General features: G+C 70.0%; 14 protein-coding genes and 1 pseudogene. 10 read left to right on the forward strand and 5 right to left on the reverse strand.

All coding sequences use genetic code 11. The features are described from left to right. The first annotated feature begins 2 nt into the window (after window positions 1-2). Both EDD93_RS14785 and EDD93_RS14790 read left to right on the forward strand, forming a co-directional pair. The gene (locus tag EDD93_RS14785; protein WP_123525586.1) at window positions 3-719 is read left to right on the forward strand and encodes a helix-turn-helix transcriptional regulator; all 717 of its coding nucleotides are present in this window, start codon (window positions 3-5) and stop codon (window positions 717-719) included. After that, window positions 716-2,032 (forward strand): MFS transporter, encoded by a 1,317-nt coding sequence (locus EDD93_RS14790; protein ID WP_123525587.1) that lies wholly within the window; start codon window positions 716-718, stop codon window positions 2,030-2,032. Before EDD93_RS14785 ends, EDD93_RS14790 begins: the two co-directional genes overlap by 4 nt. Window positions 2,033-2,110: 78 nt before the next feature. On the opposite strand, the pseudogene EDD93_RS14795 reads toward EDD93_RS14790, so the two are convergent. Further along, window positions 2,111-2,500: pseudogene (locus EDD93_RS14795) on the reverse strand (ATP-binding protein); the annotation flags it as partial. A gap of 161 nt (window positions 2,501-2,661) precedes the next feature. Here EDD93_RS14795 and EDD93_RS14800 point away from each other — a divergent pair. Together EDD93_RS14800 and EDD93_RS14805 are read left to right on the forward strand one after the other, a co-directional pair. After that, window positions 2,662-3,204 (forward strand): GntR family transcriptional regulator, encoded by a 543-nt coding sequence (locus EDD93_RS14800; protein WP_123527777.1) that lies wholly within the window; start codon window positions 2,662-2,664, stop codon window positions 3,202-3,204. Then, a complete protein-coding gene (locus EDD93_RS14805; RefSeq protein ID WP_123525589.1) occupies window positions 3,201-3,980 on the forward strand; it encodes a GntR family transcriptional regulator in 780 nt (259 codons plus the stop codon). Before EDD93_RS14800 ends, EDD93_RS14805 begins: the two co-directional genes overlap by 4 nt. Window positions 3,981-4,028: 48 nt before the next feature. Here EDD93_RS14805 and EDD93_RS14810 read toward each other — a convergent pair whose 3' ends face one another. After that, the gene (locus tag EDD93_RS14810) at window positions 4,029-4,604 is read right to left on the reverse strand and encodes a TetR/AcrR family transcriptional regulator (RefSeq protein ID WP_123525590.1); all 576 of its coding nucleotides are present in this window, start codon (window positions 4,602-4,604) and stop codon (window positions 4,029-4,031) included. A gap of 101 nt (window positions 4,605-4,705) precedes the next feature. On the opposite strand from EDD93_RS14810, the gene EDD93_RS14815 reads away from it, so the two are divergent. Then, entirely contained in the window at window positions 4,706-5,572 is an 867-nt protein-coding gene (locus tag EDD93_RS14815) for an SCO6745 family protein (protein WP_123525591.1), read from the forward strand. 135 nt (window positions 5,573-5,707) lie between these two features. Then, the gene (locus tag EDD93_RS14820) at window positions 5,708-6,460 is read left to right on the forward strand and encodes an HNH endonuclease family protein (RefSeq protein WP_185092320.1); all 753 of its coding nucleotides are present in this window, start codon (window positions 5,708-5,710) and stop codon (window positions 6,458-6,460) included. A 188-nt stretch (window positions 6,461-6,648) separates the two neighbouring features. Here EDD93_RS14820 and EDD93_RS39395 read toward each other — a convergent pair whose 3' ends face one another. Both EDD93_RS39395 and EDD93_RS14825 read right to left on the reverse strand, forming a co-directional pair. Continuing rightward, entirely contained in the window at window positions 6,649-7,119 is a 471-nt protein-coding gene (locus EDD93_RS39395; RefSeq protein WP_148083866.1) for a hypothetical protein, read from the reverse strand. Next, window positions 7,116-14,894, reverse strand: coding sequence for a ricin-type beta-trefoil lectin domain protein (locus EDD93_RS14825; protein WP_260255920.1), 7,779 nt, complete (start codon window positions 14,892-14,894; stop codon window positions 7,116-7,118). The genes EDD93_RS39395 and EDD93_RS14825 overlap by 4 nt, the downstream gene beginning before the upstream one ends. 494 nt (window positions 14,895-15,388) lie before the next feature. On the opposite strand from EDD93_RS14825, the gene EDD93_RS14830 reads away from it, so the two are divergent. Next, window positions 15,389-18,565 (forward strand): DNRLRE domain-containing protein, encoded by a 3,177-nt coding sequence (locus EDD93_RS14830; protein ID WP_123525594.1) that lies wholly within the window; start codon window positions 15,389-15,391, stop codon window positions 18,563-18,565. Between the two features lie 129 nt (window positions 18,566-18,694). On the opposite strand, the gene EDD93_RS14835 is transcribed toward EDD93_RS14830, so the two are convergent. After that, entirely contained in the window at window positions 18,695-19,522 is an 828-nt protein-coding gene (locus tag EDD93_RS14835) for a DUF4352 domain-containing protein (protein WP_123525595.1), read from the reverse strand. A 227-nt stretch (window positions 19,523-19,749) separates the two neighbouring features. Between EDD93_RS14835 and EDD93_RS14840 the strand changes: the two genes are divergently transcribed. From EDD93_RS14840 to EDD93_RS14850, 3 genes are all read left to right on the forward strand, one after another. Next, window positions 19,750-21,954: an N-6 DNA methylase gene (locus EDD93_RS14840; protein ID WP_123525596.1), complete on the forward strand. Its 2,205-nt coding sequence runs from the start codon at window positions 19,750-19,752 to the stop codon at window positions 21,952-21,954. A gap of 122 nt (window positions 21,955-22,076) precedes the next feature. Continuing rightward, window positions 22,077-22,700 carry a hypothetical protein gene (locus EDD93_RS14845; RefSeq protein ID WP_123525597.1) on the forward strand — a complete coding sequence of 208 codons (624 nt, stop codon included), beginning with the start codon at window positions 22,077-22,079 and terminating at the stop codon, window positions 22,698-22,700. After that, window positions 22,697-24,238: a serine/threonine-protein kinase gene (locus tag EDD93_RS14850; protein WP_123525598.1), complete on the forward strand. Its 1,542-nt coding sequence runs from the start codon at window positions 22,697-22,699 to the stop codon at window positions 24,236-24,238. Before EDD93_RS14845 ends, EDD93_RS14850 begins: the two co-directional genes overlap by 4 nt. Window positions 24,239-24,324 lie beyond the last annotated feature (86 nt).

Genomic DNA, 24,324 nt, shown 5'->3' on the forward strand with positions numbered 1-24,324 from the left:
TCATGGACTCCAGTAACCGCATGGGCGATATCGAGATCACCGACCCGCAGGCGATGCGGGCACTGGCGCATCCGGTGCGGCTGGCGATCCTCGATCACCTACGCCGGGACGGGCCGGCCACCGCGACCGAACTCGCACCGGACGTGGGGGCGACCCCGTCGGTGACCAGCTGGCATCTGCGCCACCTCGCGAGCTTCGGGCTGGTCCGCGACGCCGAACCCGGCCCGGACCGCCGGCAGCGACGATGGGAGGCGGTGGCGCGGGGCTTCCGGTTCGAGGAGCCGCAGGACCCGGCGGACGTCGAGGGCCGGTCGGCGGCGCGCGAACTGTCGCGGCAGATGTTTCTGCGTCACGCGGACGCCCCGGCCCGCTGGGTCGATGAGGTCGAGCCCGTACTCGATCCGGCGTGGCGCGGTCCGGCCGGGCTGGCCGACACCCGTGTCACGGTCTCGGCCGAGGAACTCGCGGCCATCCAGGACGGGATCGAGCGGATTCTCGCGCCGTACGTCACGCGCGACCCGGCCGACCGGCCCGCCGGAAGCCGTGGCGTACGGCTGATGCGCTACGTCCTGCCGGAAGCAGCCGGAGAGCAGAGCCAGGCGGAGGCGGACCGGCAGGTGGACCACGGAGAGGTACGGCAGGCGGACCGCCGGACACAGGGAGCGGACCGCCGGGAAGAGCGGCAGGCGGACCGCCGGGCAGGGCGGCGGAAGCCATGAGCGACGAGGGCCTGCCGCCCGCGATATCCCTGTGGCGCGATCGCCGGTTCGCCCGCTTCTGGGCCGGCAACTCGGTCTCGCAGTTCGGCGACCGGATCACCGAGCTGGCCCTGCCCCTGATCGCGATCGGCGCGCTGGACGCCTCGGCCAACCAGGTGGCGTGGCTGACCGCGCTCATCTGGACCCCCAACCTGCTCGCGATCCTCCTGGGCGCCTGGGTGGACCACCAGGCACACAAACGCCGCCTGATGATCCTCGCCGACCTCGTGCGCGCCGCGGTGCTGCTGAGCCTGCCGGCGGCTCAGCTGCTGGGGGCGGTGACGCTCACGCACCTGTATGCCGCGGCCTTGCTGACGGGCGCCGCCGGGGTGCTGTTCAACACCGCCTATCCGCCGTTCTTCGTGCGGCTCGTGCCGCGCGCCTCCTATGTGGACGCGAACAGCAAGCTCAGCGCCAGCCGTTCGGCCTCCTACGTCGCAGGTCCCGCGATCGGCGGCGCGCTGGTCCAGGCGCTTACCGCACCCGTCGCCCTCGTGGTGGACGCCCTGACCTTCCTGGTGTCGGCGGTCCTGATCGGCCGGGTCCGGGTCGAGGAACCGCCGGCGGCCACCCGGGGCGCATCCGGGACCTCCCTGCTGCGGCGGTCCAGGGAGGGCCTGGCGTTCGTCGTCCGTCACCCGGTGCTGCGGGCGAGCCTCGGCTGCGCGGCCACCGTCAACTTCTTCACCTTCGTCGGAGGCAGCGGCCTGCTCGTGCTGTTCGCCAGCCGGAGCCTCGGACTGTCGGCAGGCGTGATCGGCCTCGCCCTCGGGGCCGGCGCGACCGGAGGCCTGCTCGGCGCGGTGTGTGCACCCGCGATCTCACGACGGCTCGGCATGGGGCGCAGCATCGCCGTGGGCGCCGTGCTCTTCCCCGCACCGATCGCCATCGCCGCCGCGGCGGACGGCCCGCTCTGGCTCCGCGCGGGGGCGCTCGCCGCGTCGCAGTTCCTCGCCGGCTTCGGCGTCATGCTGTTCGACGTCAACCTCAACTCCCTCCAGGCCGCAGTCATCCCCGATCACATGCGCAGCCGGGTCGCGGGTGCGTACAGCACGGTCAATTACGGGACGCGCCCCGTCGGCGCCATCGTCGGCGGCGTGCTCGCCACGCTCGTCGGGTTGCGACCGACACTCCTGGTGGCCGCCGTCGGGGGAGCCCTGTCGCTGCTCTGGCTGCTGCCGTCCCCGATCCCCCGGATCCGTTCACTGGACCCGGGGGCGCTTGCGGGCGTGATCGGGAACGCGGATGACGGCAGCCGGCGGGCGTCCCCTTGAGCCACCGGTCACGGGGCCTGCCGACTGCGGGTCCGGCTCCGGTCGCAGGCCCGCCGGCTCGGTGCGGGGGCTTGGCCCCGGCGCGGGCGGGGTCTTGAAGGCCAGCCACACGGTCTTGCCGACGATGTGATCAACGACGCCGAAGTCATCGGCGAGACCGCGCACGAGGTGTAACCCGCGCCCTGAGCAGGAGTCGTCGTCGGGGTGCTGCACCACCGGACGGCCGGGCCCGCTGTCGCGGACCTCCAGCCGCACCAGTTCCTCGGTCCGGTGGATTTCGACGCTGAACTCGCGGCCGGCCGGTGCCCCGTGAAGCAACGCGTTGGTGGCGAGCTCTGACACGCACAGCCGTATGTCCTCGACCAAGGGGCGGAGATCCCACTGGAGAAGGACGCCGGTGACGAAGTCGCGTGAGGCACCAACGGAGGTGCGCCTGCGGGAAAAGCGTCGTTGCTGAGACAGGGACACGGTGTTTCACCGCCTTGCTCGCGGAACGTAACGTAGCGGTGACTGTACTGCTATTCATGAAAAGCGGCAAGATTTGACTGGTGCCGGGAGCGCCCGAGTCGCCTACCGTGTGATGCGGCAGGCCGGTGTTGGCGTTGGTGATGGCTGCGGAGGAGAACGGCATGGGCGACAGTGAATGGATCAGCGCTTCGGTGCCCTACCTCGCCGCGACTTCCGGGGCTCCAGGTGACGCGTGGGGTGCGGAGGCCGCCGCCGAGGGGCGTCGTGGCAGCCAGCGCATTGTTCAGGCGGGCGAAGTGGAGGCACCGGAACATGTCGCTGAGCTGCTGGGGCTGCCCGCCGGGCAGCGCGTCGTCGCCCGGCGCAGGATCATGTATCTCGACGGTGAGCCGTGCGAGTTGACGGACACGTACTATCCCGTGGACATCGCGGGCGGCACGGGTCTGGCCGGCGTCCGGAAGATCGCGGGCGGGGCGATCAGGCTGCTCGCGGACCTGGGTCACGTGGGAGTCCGCGTGCGAGAGGAAGTGACCGCGCGCCCGGCGACCGGGCAGGAGCGGGAACAACTGTGCCTGGCGGAAGGGGAACCCGTGCTGCAACTCACCCGGCTCACTCTGGACGACTCTGGCAGGGCCATTCAGGCAGACGTCATGGCGATGCCGCCGCGACGCCAGAAGCTGCGGTACGAGATCAGGATCGGATGACTGTGCCCAGAACCGAAGCGGATGCCGTCGACCGCCGTTCACTGCACGAACGGATCGCGGCCGACCTCAGGGACCAGATCATGGGCGGAGATCTCGCTCCCGGCGCCCGCCTGCCGTCCACCGTGCACCTCAAGGAACGGTTCAACGCCTCGAACGCCACCGTGCAGAAGGCCCTGCTGCTACTCAAAGAAGAACAATTGGTAATCGGCAAGGCCGGTGCCGCGGTAACGGTCCGCGAGCATCGCCAGCGAACCGTCCGCCCGGCCTCGTACATGGCACCGGCAGGTTCGGGGGAGCCGTACCGCTGGCTGGCCGAGGCGACCAGGGCGGGCTCCCGTGCGCACAGCACACTGCTTGAGGTGGCCGAGTGCGAACCTCCCGCAGATGTTGCGGAGGCCCTTCGCCTGCCGGAGGGCGGCACCGCGCTCCTGCGGCGTCAGCTCCTCGTGGTCGACGGCGAACCGGTCGAACTCGTGGCGTCGTACTACCCGCTGGACATCGTCGCCGGCACGGCGATGACGGTGCGCCGGAAGATCCCGGGCGGGACACCCACGCTGCTCGCGGAGCTGGGCCACCCGCCGCGGCTCAGCGTGGACCGGGTCTCGGCGCGGGTGCCTACGCAGGATCAGTACCAGGCGCTCCGGCTGCCCGGTGGGCTCCCGGTCCTGCGAACGCTGCGCGTTGTCTACAGCGAGGCCGCACGGCCCATCGAAGTGACCGTCATGGTGAAGGCCGGCCATCTGTACGAGCTGCAGTACGAGTTCACGGCGGAGTGAGCGGGGCCGGCTTGCCGATGAGGGGCAGGGGCTCTTCCCGGGCGGGAGTCAGCCGGCCCCGTCCGCCTCGAACATCGACGCGGCCAGCGACCGGAACACCTCCTCCGGGTCCCGGTCGCCCACCGCGCCGCCCAGGTTGCCGCTCAGCAGCAGGGTTGCGAAGCCGTGGGCCAGGGACCAGGCGGCGGTGCCCGTGAGCCGGGGGTCCCCGCCGCGGCGGGCGGCGGGGAGTGTGCTGACGCCCGTTCGCAGTTCGACCGAGGCCCGGAGCTTCGCGGCCACCAGGTCCGGGTCGTCCTCGCGGCAGAGCTCCGGCTGGAACATGACCTGGAAGTGCGCCGGGTGCCCGGTGGCGAACCGCACGTACCGCACCCCGCGCTCGCGCAGGTCCGGGGCGTCGGCCAGGGCGTCGGCGAAGAGCTCGTAGCCCTCGGCGGCGATGGCGGTGAGCAGGCCCGTGCGGTCCTTGAAGTGGTGGGCGGGGGCGGCGTGGGAGACGCCGGCCCGGCGGGCCAGGTCGCGCAGGCTCAGCGCGCCGGGGCCCTCGGTGCGGATGACGTCGAGCGCGGCGGTGAGGACGGCCCGCCGCAGATCGCCGTGGTGATAGGTGCCGGTGCTCGTCATGACAGCAGATTACGCGGAATCTAGGCATTGACAAGTTAGGGGGCGGGGCGCACTGTGGGCATCTAGTCACTGGCAAGATTCGTGTCACGGAAGGCGGAGACATGTCCGACGAGCTGGGTCGCGCACGGCAGATGTGGCACCTCCTGGAGCCCCTGCACGCTGTTGTCTACTACGCGCCGGAGGCCTTCGAGGAGGCCGCCGCGCTCGGCTACCGGACCGACGAGCGCTGGCCGAGCTACTTCGCCTGGCGGGCCGCGCCGCTCGGGGACGCGGACGCGGCCCGGGTCGCCGGGACCTTCTACAGCTTCAGCCCGGCCATGGTGGACGAATACGTGCCCGCCGTCTGGTCCGTCGCCCCGTCCGCCGCCGTGCTCGCGGCCCGCACCAGGGCCGTCGACCGCACGTACCGGACCCTGCTGGGGGAGGCGTGCGACGCTCCGGACACCGTCGAGGCCGTCGAGCTCCTGCGCCGCGTCACGGACGCCGCCGACACGACGGGCCGCCCGCTCGCCGCGGCCAACGCCGCCCTGCCCCGGCCGGACGAACCCCACCTCGCGCTCTGGCGTGCGGCGACCGTCCTGCGCGAGCACCGCGGCGACGGCCACCTCGCGGCGCTCGCCGGCGCCGGGCTCGACCCGGTCGAGTTACTGGTCTCCTTCGCGGCTGTCGGCGCGGCGGCACCCGAGGTGTTCGCGAGCCGGGGGTGGAGCGATCAGGAGTGGGAGGCGGCCCGTCAGAGGCTTCTGAAGCGGGGGCTGTTGACGCCTGACGGTACGGCTACGGAGGCGGGACGGGCGCTGCGCGGCGAGGTCGAGCGGCGTACGGACGAGGCGGCCGCCGCCCCCTGGCGGGTGCTCGGGAGTCAGGAGCGGGAGCGGCTCGTGGAGTTGCTCGGCCCGTTGTGGGTGGCGGCGATCGGGTCTGGGATGCTGCCCTCCGAGACGACGCTGGGCATCGGGAAGGTGTGATCCGGAGCGCATCCGGGGCGCAGGGCGGTCATGAACACGTCCTAGCGGGGAATACATCCGTAGAATAACCGAGTTGATTCGGCTTTCTCCCCGTCAGGACGGCTTCGAGTGATATCTCCCCGCACATACCGAGTGATGGTGCCCGCCCTCGGAGTGGCCGCCGTGCTGGCCCTGGCGGGCTGCGACCCCGAGAAGGTCACGTCCGGTGCCGAGTCGCCGGGCGCCGGCTCGAACGGCGGCGGCCCGGTCACCGCCTTCGGCGCCAGGCCGCTCGACAACGCCGACGGCACGAAGGCCGGCCTGGCGCCCCTCACCTCCGACAAGGACCGGGCGGCGGCCCGCAAGGTCATCGAGAAGGTCGCCACCAAGGGGCGCGGCCCGAAGACCGGCTACGAGCGCGACAAGTTCGGGTACGCCTGGAAGGACTCCGTCGACCACGTGCCGCTGTCCCACAACGGCTGCGACACCCGCAACGACCTGCTGGCCCGGGACGGCAAGAAGGTCGAGTTCAGGTCGGGTTCGAAGTGCGTGGTCGCCTCGATGACCCTCAAGGACCCGTACACCGGCAAGACCATCGAGTGGCGCAAGCAGCAGGCCACCAAGGTCCAGATCGACCACGTCATGCCGCTGTCGTACGACTGGCAGATGGGCGCCGCCCACTGGAACGAGTCCAAGCGGCAGCAGATCGCCAACGACCCGCTCAACCTCATCCCGGTGGACGGCCCGGCCAACAACGCCAAGCGCGACTCGGGCCCGGCGTCCTGGCTGCCGCCGTACAAGCCGGTGCGATGCTCGTACGCGCTGCGGTTCGCGCAGGTCTCGCTGAAGTACGAACTCCCGGTCACCACCGCCGACAAGAAGGTCATGCTGGAGCTGTGCGGCGGCTGAGGGCCGTGCGAAAACCTCTGGGCGAAAGCTCGGCGGCCCCACCGGATCTGATTCCTGTGGGGCCGCCGGGGCGCTGTGCGGATTTTCCTACCTGGCGGATACTTCGTTCACTTCGGGCCGCCTGGCGGGTGGCAATATCTGCCCACCTCGATTTCCGGAAATGTAAAGCGCCTCATCTGAATCATGCCTCAATGGTCTTCATCCGAGGTCATGGATCTCTCTGCTGCGGGTCGCAGCGCGTGGATCAGGGCACACACGTTATCGGAAATTCTCTTCCAGGAATCCCCTTCTCCCAGAAAGTGCACGCTTGGATTGGTGAAGGATCCCCTGTAATCCAGCACGAAGGGAAGATCGGGTCCGAGGTTCCCGATTATTACAGTATTCAGCCGCGACATGGTGCCTGGCATCGGGCGCGCCTCGGATGTGCCGAGATAGCATTGCAAAGTCTCTTCATCGAGCTCTTCGCGCCACCATGTGGTCATCCCGGTCATCTGGGAAATCGAATGGAAGCGGGGGCGGACGGGGGCCTGGCCAAACACCGCCTCGATTCGTGGGGAGTTGGCCAGATCCGCCCAGCTGCCATTCTTGATTGATTCGACCAGGCAGGCAGGGAGAGGCAGGCTGAATACCGACTCGCTGAATTCTGCTTCGCCGTTCATCTGGACCTCACCTGCCTGCCCGTGGCGCCGGCTATCGCATCCATTATCGCCTGTCTTCCCTCGAGAGGGGCCACGGGATCGCCATGGTTTCTTCGATTCACACTTCGTGAGAACCAGGCCACGGATATGCCGTCCTCCTCAAGGAATATATTGAATGCGACCGTGTCCCTGGAGCCCCTGAAGTGCCAGAAGTTGACTTCCCCGTGCCCTCCTTGCGACAGGACGGCATTCGGGAATCTCGAGGGATCCTTGTCGTCAATGCTCAGGCGGGCATAAAACACTCCGTCATTTGGGTCGTAGACTCCACTGTAAACGTCCCCTGTTGCAGCCTGGGAGAGTTCTGCCGAGTTATCGAACCCGTCCGCGTTGGAGATTATGTTCTCGTTGCAGTTGTGAACGAGGATCGATGTGGCCCTCGCCACAACATAGTAGGTGTGGACGTTGCCGACGGTCATGTTGTGGACGGTGGTGTCCTGGACCGTCCAGCGGGCGATCGCCGTGATCTGGACGTGCGTCCCCGCGCTGGTGCGGAGCCATTCGCCGGGCTTGAGGTCCGTGGCCTTGATCCAGGCGTTCAGTTCGGGGACCCAGAAGGGGTGGCCGTCGGTCGCGGTGACCTGGGCCGTTCTGGTGCCCTTCTTGCCGTCGGTGTCGATCGTGACCCTGACCAGGTGCTTCAGGCCCTGGCCCTTGATCTCGGCCGTGACCGTCTCGGTCCGGGTCTCACCGGTTGCCGGGTCGGTCGTGACGACCTTGTCGCCGGCCCTGACCTTCTCGATCGGCTTCGTCGAGCCGTCGGCCATCAGGACCTTGGTCCCCGGCACGAAGCTGTTGCACGTCCCGCCGGACTCGCCCGATGCCTCGGCCTTGCCCGAGCCGCCGCCGCCACTGGATCCGCCGCTGCTCTTGGTGGATCCGCCGGACTTGCCGCCCGGCTTCGAGCCGCCGCTGCCACCGCCGCCCTTGCCACCGCCGCCGCCGTGGGCCGACACCTTCGGGGCAGCCTTGGCCTGGGCCCTCTTCTGGACCGGGTTGCCGGTCTTCTTCGCGGCCGCGAGTGCCTTGTCGGCGGTTCTCTTCGCCGCCTCGGCCGCCTTCTTCTTGGCTCGCTGCGCCGCCAGCTTCTTGGCCCGCTCGATCGCCAGCTTCTTCGCCCGTAGCGCCGCCGCCTCGGCGGCCTTCGCCGCCTTGAGGACGATCTGGGCTGCCTTCTTCGCCGCCTGGAACGACTCGACGGCCTTGATCGTGCGCTTGACCGCCTTGATCACCGAGGGGATCTTGCCGAGCTTCGTCCAGGGGATGGCGTCGACCGCGATGCTGACGCACGACCACATGTCACCGCCGAAGCAGGCCATGGCGTCGTTGATGCCGATGAAGTCCTTCAGCGTCTCCCATGCCACGGCGAGGATCACCGAGGTCATGGACTTGCCCATCATCGACTGCGCCTGCGCGACCTGTGCCGCTGACAGGCCCGCGCCGGCCAGCGCCGCGGCCCGTTCGGTCGCCGAGAGAGAGATGGCCAGACCCGTGGGGTCGGACATCGTCACCGGGTTGTTGTGCGCGTAGGCGTACCCGTTGGACTGCAGTACGTCGTTGAGGTCCACCACCGGGTCGGCGGACAGGAAGCGTCCCACCACCGGGTCGTAGAGGCGGGCGCCCAGTGGGACGAAGCCGGACGCGTTGTCCTCGGAGGCGCCCAGGAAGCCGGTGTGCGCCCGGAGGCCGGCGCCGACCGTGTCCGCGCCGCGCTGGTTGCCGAACGGGTCCTGTTTGCGGATCCGTACCTGCATTCCGCCGTCCAGGGCGACCTCGGCATAGGTGCTGCCCTGGTGGTCACCGGTCTGGGCGACGAGCCGGTCGGCGCTGTGGCCGTTGGCGTAGCGCATGACCGCGCCGCCGGGAGCGGCGTAGGTGCGCTGGGTGGTGACCAGGACGCCGCCCTGCTGGACGGTGACCTCGGCCTCGCCCAGGTACAGCGTGGCCTGCTTCCCCTTGATCGTCAGCAGGCGGGAGCCGTCGGGGCCGTAGATGTGACGGGTGTCGTTCTGCGGCGCCCACAGCTGTTCGGCCTTCGTGCTGTCGCAGGAGGCCAGTACGACGGCGGTGGTATCGGCCGAGTCGGCGTTCTTGACGGACAGGCACAGTGCCGAGGCGACGTGGATGAGCTGGCCGGAGGCGTTCCGCTTCAGTTCCTGGCCGGCCGAGCCGTCGCACTTCTGGATCTGGACCGCGGACCCGGCGGTGGTGCCGGTGGGCTGGACACACCACTTGCCGTAGATGTCGAGCGTGCCCCGGTCGGGGTCGGTCGGTGCCTTCCCCGGGGTGGGGGTGAAGCGCCAGTCCTGCGCCTGGGAGGAGTTGCAGGAGTACAACTCGACCGGCGTCCCCGCCACCGCGGCACTGTTGGTGAGGTCGAGACACTTGTCGGCGAGGCCCACGTACGGGGTCTTGCCGCCGGCGCCCGCGCCCTTGATGCGGTCGACCTTGCCGTCGTACGTCCAGGTCAGGTCCTGCTTGTCACCGTTCTCCAGGGACGTGACGGACTTGGTCTCACCGGTCAGCTCGTACAGCCGCTCCGCCTCGGCCTTGACCTGGGCGCCGGCCGGTGTGGTGTAGGTCTTCGACACCTTGGCCAGCGTGTGCGGCTGGGTGCCGTCCGCCTTGCCGTAGGTATAGGTGCTGGTGGCGTCCTTGCCGGTGTCGCCGGTGAGGTCCTTCTCGGTCAGCTTGGTGCGGTTGCCGAGCAGGTCGTACTCGTACTCCTGCCAGTAGCCGGAACCGTCCTTGCCGGCGGCCACGGCGACCGATCCGGCGCTGTCCTTCGGGCCGGTGCAGGCGCTCTGGTCCTTGGCGGTCCAGGCGGTCTTCAGCTGGCCCAGCGGGTCGTAGACGAAGCACTGCCGTTCGTCGATGCCGGTCGCCGCCTCCTGGATCGAGGTGACGTTTCCGGCCGGGTCGTAGGTGTACGAGCGCTTGGAGACGAGATTGCCGGGGACCACCGACTGGTCGCCGCTCTGCTCGCGGTAGACCTGCTGGTCCTTCAGCTCGCCACTCGACTCGTCGAACGTCGACTGCGTCCACACCCGGTAGGGCTGGGCGCCAAGCGTGGAGCGCAGCACCTGGCCGTAGGGGTCGTAGACCGTTTCGGCGCCGTACCAGTCCTTGCCGGAGACCGACAGCGGCTTGCCGTCCTCGTTGTAGCGGACGACGAGCTTCTCCGCGTCGAACGCGCCGACCTTCGGCAGCGTGGAGCTCTCCAGTACGCCGTCGGCGGCGTAGTCGTAGGAGTACGTGTACGACTTGTCCAGGCCCCACGTGTCGGCCAGCGTGGCCGGCAGGCTCAGCGTGGTGGACGTCGGCTGGTAGTCCTTGGTGTAGCCGTCGACCTTCTGCGTGTAGGCCTGGCCGTCGGTGTAGCGGGTGGCGGTGGAGGGCAGGCCCTTGCCGCCGGGGGCCAGGTCGTAGCCGTAGTCGGCCAGGAGGGTGCCGCTCGCGTCGTTCAGCCGCTGCTGGGTGGGCCGCGACAACTGGTCGTAGCCGTTCCAGACGGTGATGCCGCGGGCGTTCTTCGTGGTGAGGACGCGGTCGTGGTTGTCGTAGGTGTTCCGCGTCGTGCCCGTGTCCGGGTCGGTGGCGGTCTCCTGACGGCCCCGGCTGTCGTACGTCCAGGTCCACGGGTGGGCGGTGTCGGCGGAGTTGACCGCCTGGACCAGCTGTCCGCGGGTGTCGTACCGGTAGCGCATCGACGTCATGCCGTCGGGCGCGGCCGGGTTGAGGGTGTCCACGCGGGACGTGCGGCCGAGGGCGTCGGTGTAGACCTGGTAGGACGAGGCGCCCTGCGGGTTGATGACCTTCGACCAGTCCAGGCCGTACTCGTAGCGGGTGGCCCGCTCCTCGACCGGCTGGGACGACGACTCGTGGGTCAGCGGGTCCTCGACCTTGAGGAAGGGCGTCTCCTTGAGCACGCGGCCGGAACCGTCGTAGGCGTAGCGCGTGATGTTCGGGATGGCTGTGTCGCTGACCGGGGTGAACAGCTCGCCCGCTGTGGCCTCGTTGGTCAGGTAGGCGTTGTTGGTCTGCCACACCTCACCGGAGCTGTTGTACAGCGTGTCGGTGATGAGCCGTCCGCCGCCGTCCGCCTGCTCCTGCGTCTGCCGCTCGCGGCCGAGGCCGTCGTAGAGCGTGACGGAGGTCTCGATGCGGTTGTCGTGGCCACGCGTGTAGGTGGTGACGTAGGAGGGCTTGCGGTCCTCGCCCGCCTTGTACTCCGGTACCGAGTAGACCGCCCTGAAGTCCGGCACGGCCGTGTCGGAGGGGGTCCGGTCGGCGGCCCAGGCCTTCTCGAGCCGGCCCAGTGGGTCGAACTCGGCCTGGCTGACGTGGTTGTTCGCGTCGGTCGTCTTCAGGGTGGTACCGCGACCGGGCTCGACCTCACGGATCTCGGAGTGTCCTGCGGCGTTGGTCTGGGTGACCTTGAAGACCTGGCCGGTGTCCGGCTCGTAGGTGATCGAGCCGGCGGGCTTGTCGTCCTGGTCGGTCGCGCTCACCACACGGCCGACCGCGTCGAACGCGGTGCTGCCGTCGGACTGCCAGCCGGTTCCGGTGCCGTTGACCGACCAGGTCCGGGACGCCTCGCCCTTCGTGGTGGACGCGAGCGCCGCACCGTAGGCCTGGCCGTCGTACGCGGTCCTGGTGCCGCCGTTCAGCGTCGACAGGGTGGCGAAGTCGGCCGCGGCGCAGGTGGTCGGGGAGATCAGGACCTGCTTGGACAGGCCGATGAGGTTCTTCGCGGTGTTGTGGACGTACTCCGACTTGGTGCAGGACTCGTCGCCGGACTTGCCCGTGTCGCCGAGCGACTCCACCTGGACGGGCAGGCCGTAGACCGAATCGTAGGTCGTGTGCGTCTTCACCGTCCGCTCGGTGCGGGGGTCGTCACTGTTCTTGCCGGAGGACCTGGTGTACGCGATCTCGTCGGGTTCGGTCACCCGCCAGGCGCGCAGCGGGTCCAGGCCGTCGTCGCGGTTGCGGTGGGCGAGTTCGGTGGCGGCCGGGACGGTGAGGGAGCGGGACACCCAGTCCGTGTCGGCGTCGTCCGCCTCCTCGTAGTCGAGTTCCTCGGCGATACGGCCGGCGAACGGTTCTCTGTCCTTGGCGATCTCGGCGCCCTCGATGTCCTTCACCGAGACGTCGTCACCCATGCCGCGGAAGAAGCGGGTGACGGACTTGGAGCGCGTGGAGCCGATCGTCTTGTCGTCGGCACCGGTGATCACCGAGGTCTGCTCGAACCCGGCGAACTGCGAGTAGGTGCGGGTGGACTTCTTGGTGAACTCGCCCTCGGCGAGCTTCCAGCCCGCGTTCTTGTACTGGTACTCGGTCTGCGTCGTGTACGCCCCGTTGACGTTGGGGAGTTCCTCGATCGTTCCCACCACGTACTTGTGGAACCAGTCGATGTCCTCGACCTCGGGGTCGGGATGCCAGAACGACGGGTAGCACAGACGGGTGTTGGACTTCAGCGCCGTCTTGTCGGACTTGCCGGGCAGGCCGGTTCCGGTGGCGCAGTCACCGGCGGGCTCCTTGTAGGTGACGACGGTCTCGCCGCCGTACTCGTTGATGACGCGCCCGATGCGCAGCCGCGAGAAGCCTGGCCGCGGGTCGTTCGGGCGCTTCACCCGGTTCGGCATGTCCTCGGCGTTGGACTCGAAGCGCACCGCGTTCATGGGGACGTTCTTGTCGGTGCTGCCGTTGCGGGCGTATCCGGTGCGCTGCACCGACTCCAGCCACAGGGCCGTGTTCGGGCCGGTCTTCAGGACCGGGAAGTTCTGCGTCAGCGTGAACCGGTCGACCACCTGACGCGCGGTGGTGTCCGTCCGGCGCTGCGCCGAGGTCTGGATCTGCACCAGGCGCTTGCGGCTCCAGAAGGAGGGCCCGGCGTTCCAGCATTTCGTCTTGTAACTGGAGGTGACCTTCCGGCAGTCCAGGTCGGCCGGCGTGTCGTACCAGATGCGGTACTTGCCCGGGTCCTTGTCCTCGAAGTTCGCGTCCGAGCAGGTCAGACTGCCTTCGGCGAGGCAGCGCTCGGTGACGGTGAAGTTGACGCGGGCCGGGGCGACGGCCGTGAACAGGGTGTTCTTGCGCTGGCCGTAGTCGATGTGGTCGAGCCAGCCGTCGCGGTCGTAGACGACCGGGGCCTTGAAGTCGAAGTTGCGGGCGTAGTAGTTCTGCGCCTTCTTCCACCAGAAGGACATGGCGTTCTCATGGATGTCCTCGACGTAGTCGAGGCTCCAGCGCCAGCCCTGGGTGCACGAGGAGTGGGCCCAGTCGCCGGCCTTGTAGCAGTCCTCGCCCGCGTGGTTGCCGTACACGGGGACGGTCAGCACCGAGTCGGTGACCGGCTGGCCGGAGGTCCAGCCGGGCAGCTTGTTCCGGCCGAACCAGTAGCGGGTGCCGTCACGTGTGGTGACGACCCAGTACTCGCCGTCCTTGGCGCCGTTGGCGTTGTCCGCGTCGGTCAGCCGCTCCACCCGGGAGCCGTCGCCGTTGGCCGTGAACCACGTGCCCTGGTCCTTGTCCCAGACCAGCTCGGTGGTCATGCCGCCGAGCGACAGGGTGGCGTTGTCGGAGCCCCAGCACAGGTCCGCGGTGCGGTGCGTCTTGTTGTTGGAGCCCTCCTTCTTGGAGTCCTCGCGGCAGTTGGCGTACGTCCGGGTGATCGATCCCGGGTTGTAGTCCCAGCCGTCGCCGATCCAGGAGGCCTGGTTGTTGGTGGAGGACGTGCGTCCGTCGACCGACTGCGAGGAGTAGCCCAGGGAGATCTTGGGCGACAGCCCGCCGGCGCTCTCCGGCACCTGTACGTCGTAGGAGTACGTGAAGGCGCCCGAGGAGGAACCGGCCGACCAGGCGCCGGACGACAGCAGCGGGGTAGCGGTGAAGTCGCCCGAGGCCGAGGCGCCGGTGTCCATCGCGCCGATGACCTGCGGGCCGGAGGCGTCCACGGCCGGCAGGACGTCGCTGTCGCGGTAGGACGCGGAGCGGACGCTCGCGCCCGACGTCGTCGAACCCGCGTCACCGCCCAGCAGGCCGGAGACCGGGACGGAGCCGGTGAGGATCTTGCGGGTGGCCGACTTCTTCGCTGCCCCGGTCCGGGTGGGCGCCTTCGCGGCGGGGACCACCTCGACCGAACTGCGCAGCCGCTCGGGCTGCTTGTCGGCCTGGCCGGACATGGTCGTCACGCCGTCGTCGGTGGCGCAGTCGCCGGTGTCGGGTGCGTCGAGGACGCAGTCCGGCAGCAGGACCAGGCCGAAGCGGTCGGCGGCCTGCGGGCCGTAGAGGTCGGCGAATCCGGTGGTGTCGACGGCGATGGAGACCTGCGCCGCGGGGTCGGCACCGGCCGGCGGCGTGACCCTCATGATCATTCCGGAGACGCCCGCGTCCTGGGACGTGCTCGGCGCTGCCAGGCCGACCTTCCAGTCGCCGGCGATCGCGGCCGGGTCGGTGCCCTCGGGCACGCCGACGGCGATGGGGAGGTCGTCGACGGCGACCGTCGTACCGGGCGCGGTGTCCGCTGTCAGCGTGGCGACACCCTCGTCGGGCGACCAGGGTGTGACGGCGGTCGGCTGGTACGGATCGACGGGTACTTCGTCCGCGGTGGTGAGGTTCTTCTCGGCTTCCTCGTCCCCATCGAGCGCGGTGCTCTCGGGGAGGTCGGGGAGCTTGACCTCCTCGCGGCTCATGCCGGGGCCGGGTATCGCCCATGCCTCGGCGCTGAGGCTGCCCATCGAAAGGGACAGCGCCAGAAGTAGGACGGTGGCCACTCGGCTCTGCCGGTGGCGACGTCGTTGTGACTTCGTCCCGACCGGGCGTGAGCGCCCCAGCCACGACGGCGGACTTTGAGCACGCATACGCGTCGACCCCACCCAAGGCATGCGAAGAACAACAGATAGCGCCCGAACCCTCTGTCATGAACCCCGCAGATTTCAAGATCGGCCGAGAGGGGTGCGAACGGGTCCGTGTGATCTGCGTCATGCGTCATGCACTGACATACCGTCAACGTTGCGGATAAGTCGATAAAATGTCGAGAAGCCCTGCCTACCGCCTCACTTCGGGTGATCAAAAGCCGCACATCACGCACGGTCAAAGGCCGGTCACGTGCGCACCATTCATTCGTCACGACTTCATAAATTCTCCATATGTAGATCGCATATGGATTTCGTGTGATGGTGTGCGCGCCCATGCCCGTTCACCTGGTCCCACACGGGAGTAGACCGCCGCCGTGTCCGCGCCGCATCGTTTCCTCAGCCCCTTCGTGCGCACGCGCACCAGGTTGTCCCTCACACTCGGCCTCGTCCTCGTCGCCCTGACCGCCGCACTGTTGCCGTGGTGGAGCGCTGACGAGGCCTCACCGCCTCTGTCGAAGAAGGCCACTCAGGCACGGAAGGTGTCGACCGGCCCACGCGATGAGGCCGCCGCCCAGGCGGAGGCCGTGCGCACCCACAAGCAAGTGCTCGTGGACACGGCCACCACTGCCACCTCCCAGACCTGGGCCCGGCCGGACGGCCTGCTGCGCACCCGCACGACCGCGCTCCCGTCCCGGGCGAAGACCGCCACCGGCGCCTGGGCCCCGGTCGACAACCGGCTGCGGCGGGTGAAGGGCGCCGCCCGCGGGCTGGGCGTCCAGCCGGTCAACCCCGCGCAGCCCGTCCGCTTCTCCGGCGGCACGCCGGGCCACGGGGCCGACCGTGCCGACCGCTCCCTCACCCGGCTGTCGCCGGCCGAGGGCCCTGAGGCGTCGTCGGAGACGGTGCTGGCCGAGGTGGACATCGACGGGCACACCGTGGCCTACACCTGGCCCGGCCCGTTGCCCGAGCCGGTGCTCGACGGTCCGCGCGCGCTGTACCCCGAAGTGCTGCCGGGCGTAGACCTGTTGCTGGTCGCCCGCGAGGACGGGGGCTTCGCCCAGTTGCTGATCGTCAAGAACCGCGAGGCCGCGCAGAGCAAGGCGCTGGCCACGGTGGCGTACGGGCTGCGCTCGAAGACCGCGGTGTTCCATCACGACGAGGACAGCGGACGCGTGGTCGTCCAGGACCGCTCCGGCAAGGAGGTCGGCTCGATTCCGACGCCCTTCGCCTGGGACTCCGACGGCCGTGACCCGGAGCTGGGCGACGGCCGCTCCACGACGCGCACCTCGGTCGACACGCCGGCGGACGTGCTGAAGCTGTCCGGGCTGAGCGGCATCGAGCCGGGTGCGCACCAGGCCCCGATGCCGGTCGAGTTGAAGGGCGACGGAACCGGCGCTGCCCGGCTCGACCTGCACGCTGCGCGGGCCGGACTGTTCACCGACCCCGATGTGCGCTACCCGGTGTATGTCGACCCGACGCTCAACAGCGGCTGGCTGGCGTGGACCGTCGCCTACAAGCCGCACCCGAACACCAGCTTCTGGAACGGCACCAACTTCAGCTCCGGCACCTCGGACGCCCGCGTCGGCCACGAAAGCGAAACCAACGGCACGGCCCGCTCCTTCTGGCGGATGAACTACAGCGCCAGTCTGAAGGGCGCGACCATCACCTCGGCGAGCTTCAAGGTGCTCAACAACCACTCCTGGTCCTGCACCACCCGTGAGTTCCAGTTCTGGCTGACGGGGGGGATCTCCTCCGGCACGACATGGAACAAGCAGCCGAGCTGGGCGACGGAGATCCAGCGCAAGTCGTTCGCCCACGGATGGTCCTCGTCCTCCTGCCCGGACGACTACGAGGCGTTCGACGTCAAGTCGGCCGCTCAGAAGGGCGCGGACAGCGGCTGGTCGAACATCACCTTCGGCATGCGCGCGACCAGCGAGTCCGACAGTCAGACGTGGCGCAAGTTCAAGGCCACCAGCGCCGCGATGGAAGTGGTCTACAACCGGCCGCCCACCACACCTTCCGGCGTCTCCAGCATTCCGGGCGGCACCTGCAACCAGGCCACGGCCGGTGCCACGATCGGCAAGACGAACCTGGTCCTGTCGGCGAAGTCCACCGACCCCGACGGCAACCTCAAGGGCCTGCGGTTCCGGTTCTGGAAGAAGGGCGCCACCACCCCGTCGGGCACTCTGGTCACCAGCCTCTCCAGCGGCAAGGCCACACTCACCGTCGCCGCGACCACCTTGGTGGACAAGGGCGTCTACTACTGGGACGTGCGTGCGGAGGACTCCGGCGGCAAGGTATCGGCGTACTACCCGACCAGCGGCAACCGCTGCACCCTGACCGTCGACGGCTCGGGGCCGCCGCCGCCCACCGTGGAGAGCGACGTCTTTCCCGAGGCCACGCCCGACGGCCAGACCTGGGCCACGGTCAACTTCGGCAAGACCGGCCCCGTCACCTTCACCTCCGAAGGGGCCGCCAAGTTCCGGTGGTCCATAGAGGGGGTGAACCCCAAGGACGTGACCGCCACCAACGGCACCTACACACTCACCGGCTTCGCCCCGTCCCACGCCGGTCCCAACTGGCTCCAGGTGTACGCCTACGACGCGCTCGGCAACCCGAGCATGCGCACCGACTACAACTTCTACGTCCCGCCGCGGGACAAGGCGGACGGCCCCTTCGATACGGGCGGCGACGGCATCCCCGACCTGTTGATCGTGGATGCCAACGGCAACCTCCGTAACTGCGTCGGCGGACCCGAGGGTGACCTGTACGGCTGTCTGGCCGCCTCCTACGACGCGGACAAGAAGCCCGATCCGCAGGGCCACTGGTACGACCCGGCCACCGGCAAGGCGGCGCTGATCAGCCACTACCAGGACACCTACCCGGGCGACGGTTCCACCGACCTGTTCGCGGTCAATCCGGACGGCCGCTTCCGGCTCTACCCGGGCGACGGCTACGGCAGCTTCGACGTCACCCGGCGCCTGGAGGTCCGCCTGCCCTCGAACACTCCGGCGCCGTCGACCTGGACGCAGATCAGGGCCATCGGCGACATCACCGGTGACAAGCTGCCCGACCTGGTGCTGCGCTCCGGTACCCAGTTCTGGCTCCTGTCCGGCTACACCGGCGCCACGTTCCGGACGGCCACGCTGATGAACGACGACGCGTGGGGCCGCCGCGACATCGTCAACGTCACCGACATCAGCGGCGACAAGACGCCCGACCTGCTGTGGCGCAACCTGGACAACGGCAACATGTACCTCCGCCAGGGGAGGCCCGGCACGGTCGCCGGCAGTGTGGACGTGGCGTCGTTGAAGGTGGCGGCCGACTCCCTCACCGGGAAGGACGAGCCGTACGGCACGAGTTGGACGGAGGCGAACGTCGCGACCGCGATCGGCATCCCCGACGTCAGCGGCGACGGCATCCCCGACATCTGGTCCCGCTCCGGCGCCGACGGGCAGACGCGGATCTACTTCCCGTCCCGGACCAACACCAACGCGCCGGTCAGGGTGGTCCTGTCGGTGGACTGGAGAACACTGAAGGCGCTGGGCTGACCTACCGGTCACCAGCCGCGACCCACCGGTCAACAGCCATAGGGCTCCGGCCACCCCCCCCAGGGGTGGCCGGAGCCCTATGGCTGTTCAGCAGGCCCTGCCGGTGTCCTGCGGGTGCTTCGGCGCGAGTCAGAGCTTCAGGTCCCACTGGGTGGCGTCGTACGTGAAGCCGGGGTTGACCTCCACGGTCAGGCTCTTCGCGTCCGCAGGGGCGTCGAAGGCGTAGAGGACCGTGACCTTCTTGCCCGGCAGGACCGTACCGCTGAAGCCCTCGCCGACCTTGTCGTCGAAGATCTGCTCGGCGTCGACCCCGTCCTTCCCGGCGCGCGCCTCGACGCTGACGAGCGCGGAGTCGAACTTGTCCTTGCCCGCGTTCTCGATGACGACGGCCACGCGGTAGGCCTTGTTGCCCCTGGTGTGACCGGCGGCGAACGAGCTCGCGGAGTACGAGGTCGCGTCGCCGACCGTGACCGTGAGGTCGTCGTCGTAGACCGCCGAGTCGCCGGCCTCCAGGGCCCCGGCGGTGCCCTCCTTCTTGCCCTGGGCCCCGGTGTCCGCGTTCTTGCCGGTGTCCCCGCCCGCCTTCGGCTTCGCTGAGGCCGTTGTGTCCGACACCGCCTTGTTCAGGTCGCTCACCGCGTCGTCGACCGCCTTGAACGTGATCACGGCGCCGACCACCGAGAGGATCAGCGCGATCAGGCCGAGGGCCGCGCCGAACGTGGCCATGCGCTTGTTCGTCGCCTCGCCCCTCTTGGCGCGACCGCGGCCCACCAGGCCCAGGATCAGCGCGATCAGGCCGAGGATGCCTGCCAGCCAGAAGAGGAACGGGATCAGACCCGAGACCGCGCCGATGAGACCGAGGATCAGCGCCGCGACGCCGAGCCCGTTGCGTGCGGGGCGCAGACCGGGTGTCTGGGCGGGGATGTACGGCTGCTGCGGCTGGGTGTACTGGGACATGGCTGTGCCCTTCGGCAGGTGCGGAGTTGAGTGGTGAGCGGTTCCACGCGCCGCCTTGTGCAGCGACAGGTCAATGACATCATCTCCTGTGAACCGAGTCAACATGGTTTACGCGGTTCAAAAGAGTTTGCACTGTGAATCGGGTGGTGTGAACAGGTCGGTATGCTCGCCGACACAACAGGGGGCACGGGCGGGCAGCAGCGGTACGAGCACCAGGGAGACAGCAAGTGCCGGAGAACGTGACAGAGGTGACCGCCGCAGGCATCGCCCGGCTGGCAGGGGTGGGGCGCGCCGCCGTCAGTAACTGGCGCCGTCGGCACGCCGACTTCCCCAAGCCCGTGGGCGGCACCGAGACGAGTCCGTCGTTCGCCCTGCCCGAGGTTGAACAGTGGCTGCGCGACCAGGGCAAACTCGCCGAGGTCCCGCTCCGCGAGCGCGTCTGGCAACAACTGGCCGGACACCCCGCCGGAGCCGTCCCCGCCCTGTTCCACGTCGGATGCGCCCTGCTCCTCGTGCGCGAGCGGCCCTCCGCCTGGCGGGAGATCACGGGGGTGTCCGACGCGCGGATGGCGGGCGTGCTCTCCCTCGCCCTGAACGAGGTGCTCGCCGCCCGGTTCGGACCGGCTTCCGAGGCCGGCCGCGCGGTTCACAGCCCGGACGGCTCCGAGCTCCTGCCGTCCGTCCCGCTGCTGCGGGGCGCCGCGGAGCTCGCTGCTGCCGCCGGGGTCAGGGAGACGTTCGAGTTCCTGCTCGGGCGCCAGCTCGACGCCAACCCGCGCCAGTACACGCTCACCCCGCCCGGCCTCGCGGAGCTGATGGCCGCGCTGGCGGGCACCGGCGGCCGGCCCGCGCGCACCGTCCTCGATCCGGCGGCGGGCACCGGGGCCCTGCTGGGCGCCGTCTCGCGGCCGGACGCGCTGTACGCGCAGGAGAGCGATCCGGACCTCGCGGCACTCACCGCACTCCGGCTCGCCCTGCACACCGATTCCGCCGGGTGCGCGCTCGCCGTGCGAACCGGCGACACCCTGCGCGCCGACGCCTTTCCCGGCCTCACCGTCGACGCCGTGCTCTGCCATCCGCCGTTCAACGAGCGCAACTGGGGGCACGACGAGCTCGCCTACGACCCGCGCTGGGAGTACGGCTTCCCCGCCCGCACGGAGTCCGAACTCGCCTGGGTGCAGCATGCGCTGGCCCATCTGCGCGAGGGTGGCACCGCGGTCCTGCTGATGCCGCCCGCCGCCGCGTCACGCCGCTCCGGCCGCCGCATCCGCGCCGATCTGCTGCGGCGCGGCGCCCTGCGGGCCGTCATCGCGCTGCCGGCCGGCGCCGCACCCCCCTACGGCATCCCGCTCCACCTGTGGGTCCTGCGCAAGCCGGACGCCGGGCCGCACCCCACGCCCGAAATCCTCCTGGTCGACACCGCCGACACCGCCGAACCTGCCTCCTCCCAGAGCGGCCGCGACCGGCTCGACTGGCCGGCCCTGCACGCCGCCGTGCTCGACGCCTGGCGACCGTTCAGCGGTGAGCCAGGTGAAAGCGGTGAGACCAGTGAGACCAATGGAGCTGGTAAGGCCAATGCAGCTGGTGAGACCGATGGGGCCAGTGAGACCAGTGGGCCCAGTGAGACCGGCGGGACCGGGGAAACCGGTGCGACAGGGGAGAGCGTCCGCTTCCGGCTCGGCACCAGCCGCGTCGTCCCGGTCATCGAACTCCTCGACGACGACATCGACCTGGCTCCCGCCCGCCATCTGCCCGCCGCGGCCGCGGCTGACGGACCCGCCGAGCTGATCGGCGTACGGGATCGGCTGACGAAGAGTCTGGTGCTCGCGGGCCGCCTCACCCCGCCGCCCGTCGAGGTCTCCGCCCCCGCCCGCTGGCCGCTCACCACCGTGGGCGAACTCGCCCGTGCCGGCGCCCTCCAGCTCCGCACCGGCGGCTCCGGCACCGGCACCGGGCCCGTGCTCACCGAGTACGACGTCCTCGGCTCCACCGCCCCGTCGGGGAGCCTGCCCGCCGACGGGCCGCACGAGGAGCCCGTGCTCGTCGAACCGGGGGACGTCGTCGTCCCCGTACTCGGCGGCGGCTCCGTCGCCCGCGTCATCGACGACGCCACGGCGGGCGCCGCACTCGGCCGGAACCTCCAGCTGCTGCGCCCCGATCCGGCCGCACTCGACCCCTGGTTCCTCGCCGGCTTCCTGCGCGGCACCGCCAACAACCGTCAGGCCAGTAGCCACGCCTCCACCGCGACCCGGCTCGACGCCCGACGCCTCCAACTGCCCCGGCTGCCGCTGGCCGAGCAGCAGCGGTACGGCGAACGCTTCCGCGCACTGTCCGCCTTCGAGGACGCGCTACGCCTCGCCGGCCAACTCGGCGGACGGCTCGTCCAGGGGATGTACGACGGACTGACGGATGGAACGGTCACACCGAAGTGAGCGGAACGACAACGGTTCCGTACAACTCGGGGCCCCTTGCCGGTGCCGCCCCTTACGCTCGGTTCTGCGCGCACGTCCAGGTGCGCGCGGATGTCCCATGACCAGGTATTCCAGGAGCAGCCATGTACGCCCCGGGCCAACCGCCGACGGCGCCGCGCACAGTCCCCAGCAGGGCCTGGATCGTCTCGATGCGCGTGCTGTTCAGCGTGCTCTCGGTGTTCTCCTGCGGCCTGCTCCTGTGGACGCCTCTGCTCCGGCTGGCGATCGTGCGCCGCAGGGCCTTCGACTGGTGGACGGCCGGGGCCGGCTTCGTGCTCGTCTGCGTGCTGCTGCCGATCATCGGCAGGGACGGCAGCGACACCGACGCCCACGGCGTCGACTACGTCCTCATCCCGCTGCTGCTGCTCGCCATGGTGGCCGCCCCCACGCACTTCATCGTCGCGGACATCCGCCACTACGCGCGGCAGAACGGCATGAACGGCGCCATGCCGCCCATGCCCGGCTACCCGTACGCGCCCACGGTGCCCATGCAGACACCGGTGCGGGCACCGATGCAGCCGACCGGACAGCAGCCCCCGGCCCCGCAGTCCTACCCGCCGCAGCCGTACCAGCAGCCCCACCGCGCACCGCAGCCGTCCACCCCCCAGCCGCACCGGACACCCCACGCCCACCCCCAGCGCATCGACCAGGTCCGCGCCGAACTGGACGAGCTCAGCGACTACCTGCGCAAGGAGGAAGGCCGGTGAACGGCCGCCTCATCGACGGGCGATACCAACTGGCCACGATCCTCGGCCAGGGCGGCATGGGCCAGGTCTGGACGGCCTACGACCAGCGCCTGGACCGCCGCGTCGCGGTCAAGCTGGTGCGCCCCGACAAGGTCACCGGCCCCATGGGCAGCGACGCGGCAGGCGAACTGCGGCGCCGCTTCGTCCGCGAGTGCCGCGTCACCGCCCAGGTCGACCACCCCGGCCTGGTCACCGTCCACGACGCGGGCAGCGACGGCGACGAACTCTTCCTCGTCATGCAGTACGTCGAGGGCGCCGACCTCGCCGACCACCTCACCGAGCACACCCCGTACCCCTGGCAGTGGTCCGTCGCCGTCGCCGCCCAGCTCTGCGCCGTCCTGAGCGCCGTCCACGCGGTGCCGATCGTCCACCGCGACCTGAAGCCCCGCAACGTGATGGTGCGCCCCGAAGGCACCGTCCTCGTCCTGGACCTCGGAGTCGCCTCCGTCCTGGACACCGACACCACCCGCCTCACCCACACCGGCACACCCATCGGCTCACCCGCCTACATGGCCCCCGAGCAGGCCATGGGCGGCGCCGTCGGCCCGTACACCGACCTGTACGCACTCGGCATCCTGCTGCACGAACTCCTCAGCGGAGACGTCCCGTTCGCCGGCTCCACCGCGCTCGGCGTACTGCACCGCCACCTCTACGAGGCACCCGTGCCCGTCCGGCAGATCCGGGGCGACATCCCCGAGGCGCTCGAGGCGCTCGTACTGCGGCTGCTCGCCAAGGACCCGCAGCACCGCCCCTCCGGCGCCCAGGAGGTCTACGAGAGCCTCGCCCCCCTGCTCCCCGCCCGAGGTGCCGGACTGCCCGGCGGACCGCTCGACCCGACCCGCCCCTTCCTGCGCCCCCACGCCCCGTGGCCCGACCGCGTGACCACCCCGCCCGCCGCCCGGCCCGCACCGGTGCCCGCACTGCCCGCCCGGCCCGATGTCGCCGCCGCCGTCGACGAGGTCAAGAAGCTGCTCGGCGAAGGCCGGATCACCCACGCCGTCGACCTCCTCGGCGGCATCCTGCCCGCCGCCGCCGAACAGCACGGCGAGAGCTCCCCCGTCGTCCGCATCCTGCGCAAGCAGTACGCCGCCACGCTCATGGACGACGGCCAGTACCGCCGCGCCCTGCCCGAGCTGCGCCGGCTCGCCGACGACCGCGCGGCCGAGGCCGGACCGGCCGACCCGCAGACCCTCCAGTTCCGCCAGGACACCGCACAGTGCCTGGAGCAACTGGGCGAGCCCGCCGCCGCGCTCGCGGAGTACCGCGCCGTCCTCCCGTACTACGAGAACCGGTACGCCACCGGCGACGACCCGGCCCGCTCCTTCGAGATCCGCCACCGCATCGGCCAGCTCCTGCTCGCCCTCGGCGACCACACCGCGGCCATCGCCGGGCTGCGGTCACTGCTGTACGACACCGAGCACAGATACGGGCCGCACCACCCGCTGCCCGTCGAACTCCGCCGCCAGCTGGCACGCCAGCTGCAGGTCCGCGGCGGCTGAACCCCGGCGGTCACGGGCCAGTTCACCCAATGGTCGCCCACCGGCCACACCCGGCATCCGCTCCCGACATATTGACCGGCTGATGT

The organism is Streptomyces sp. 840.1 (genome assembly GCF_003751445.1).
Taxonomy (GTDB): Bacteria; Actinomycetota; Actinomycetes; order Streptomycetales; family Streptomycetaceae; genus Streptomyces.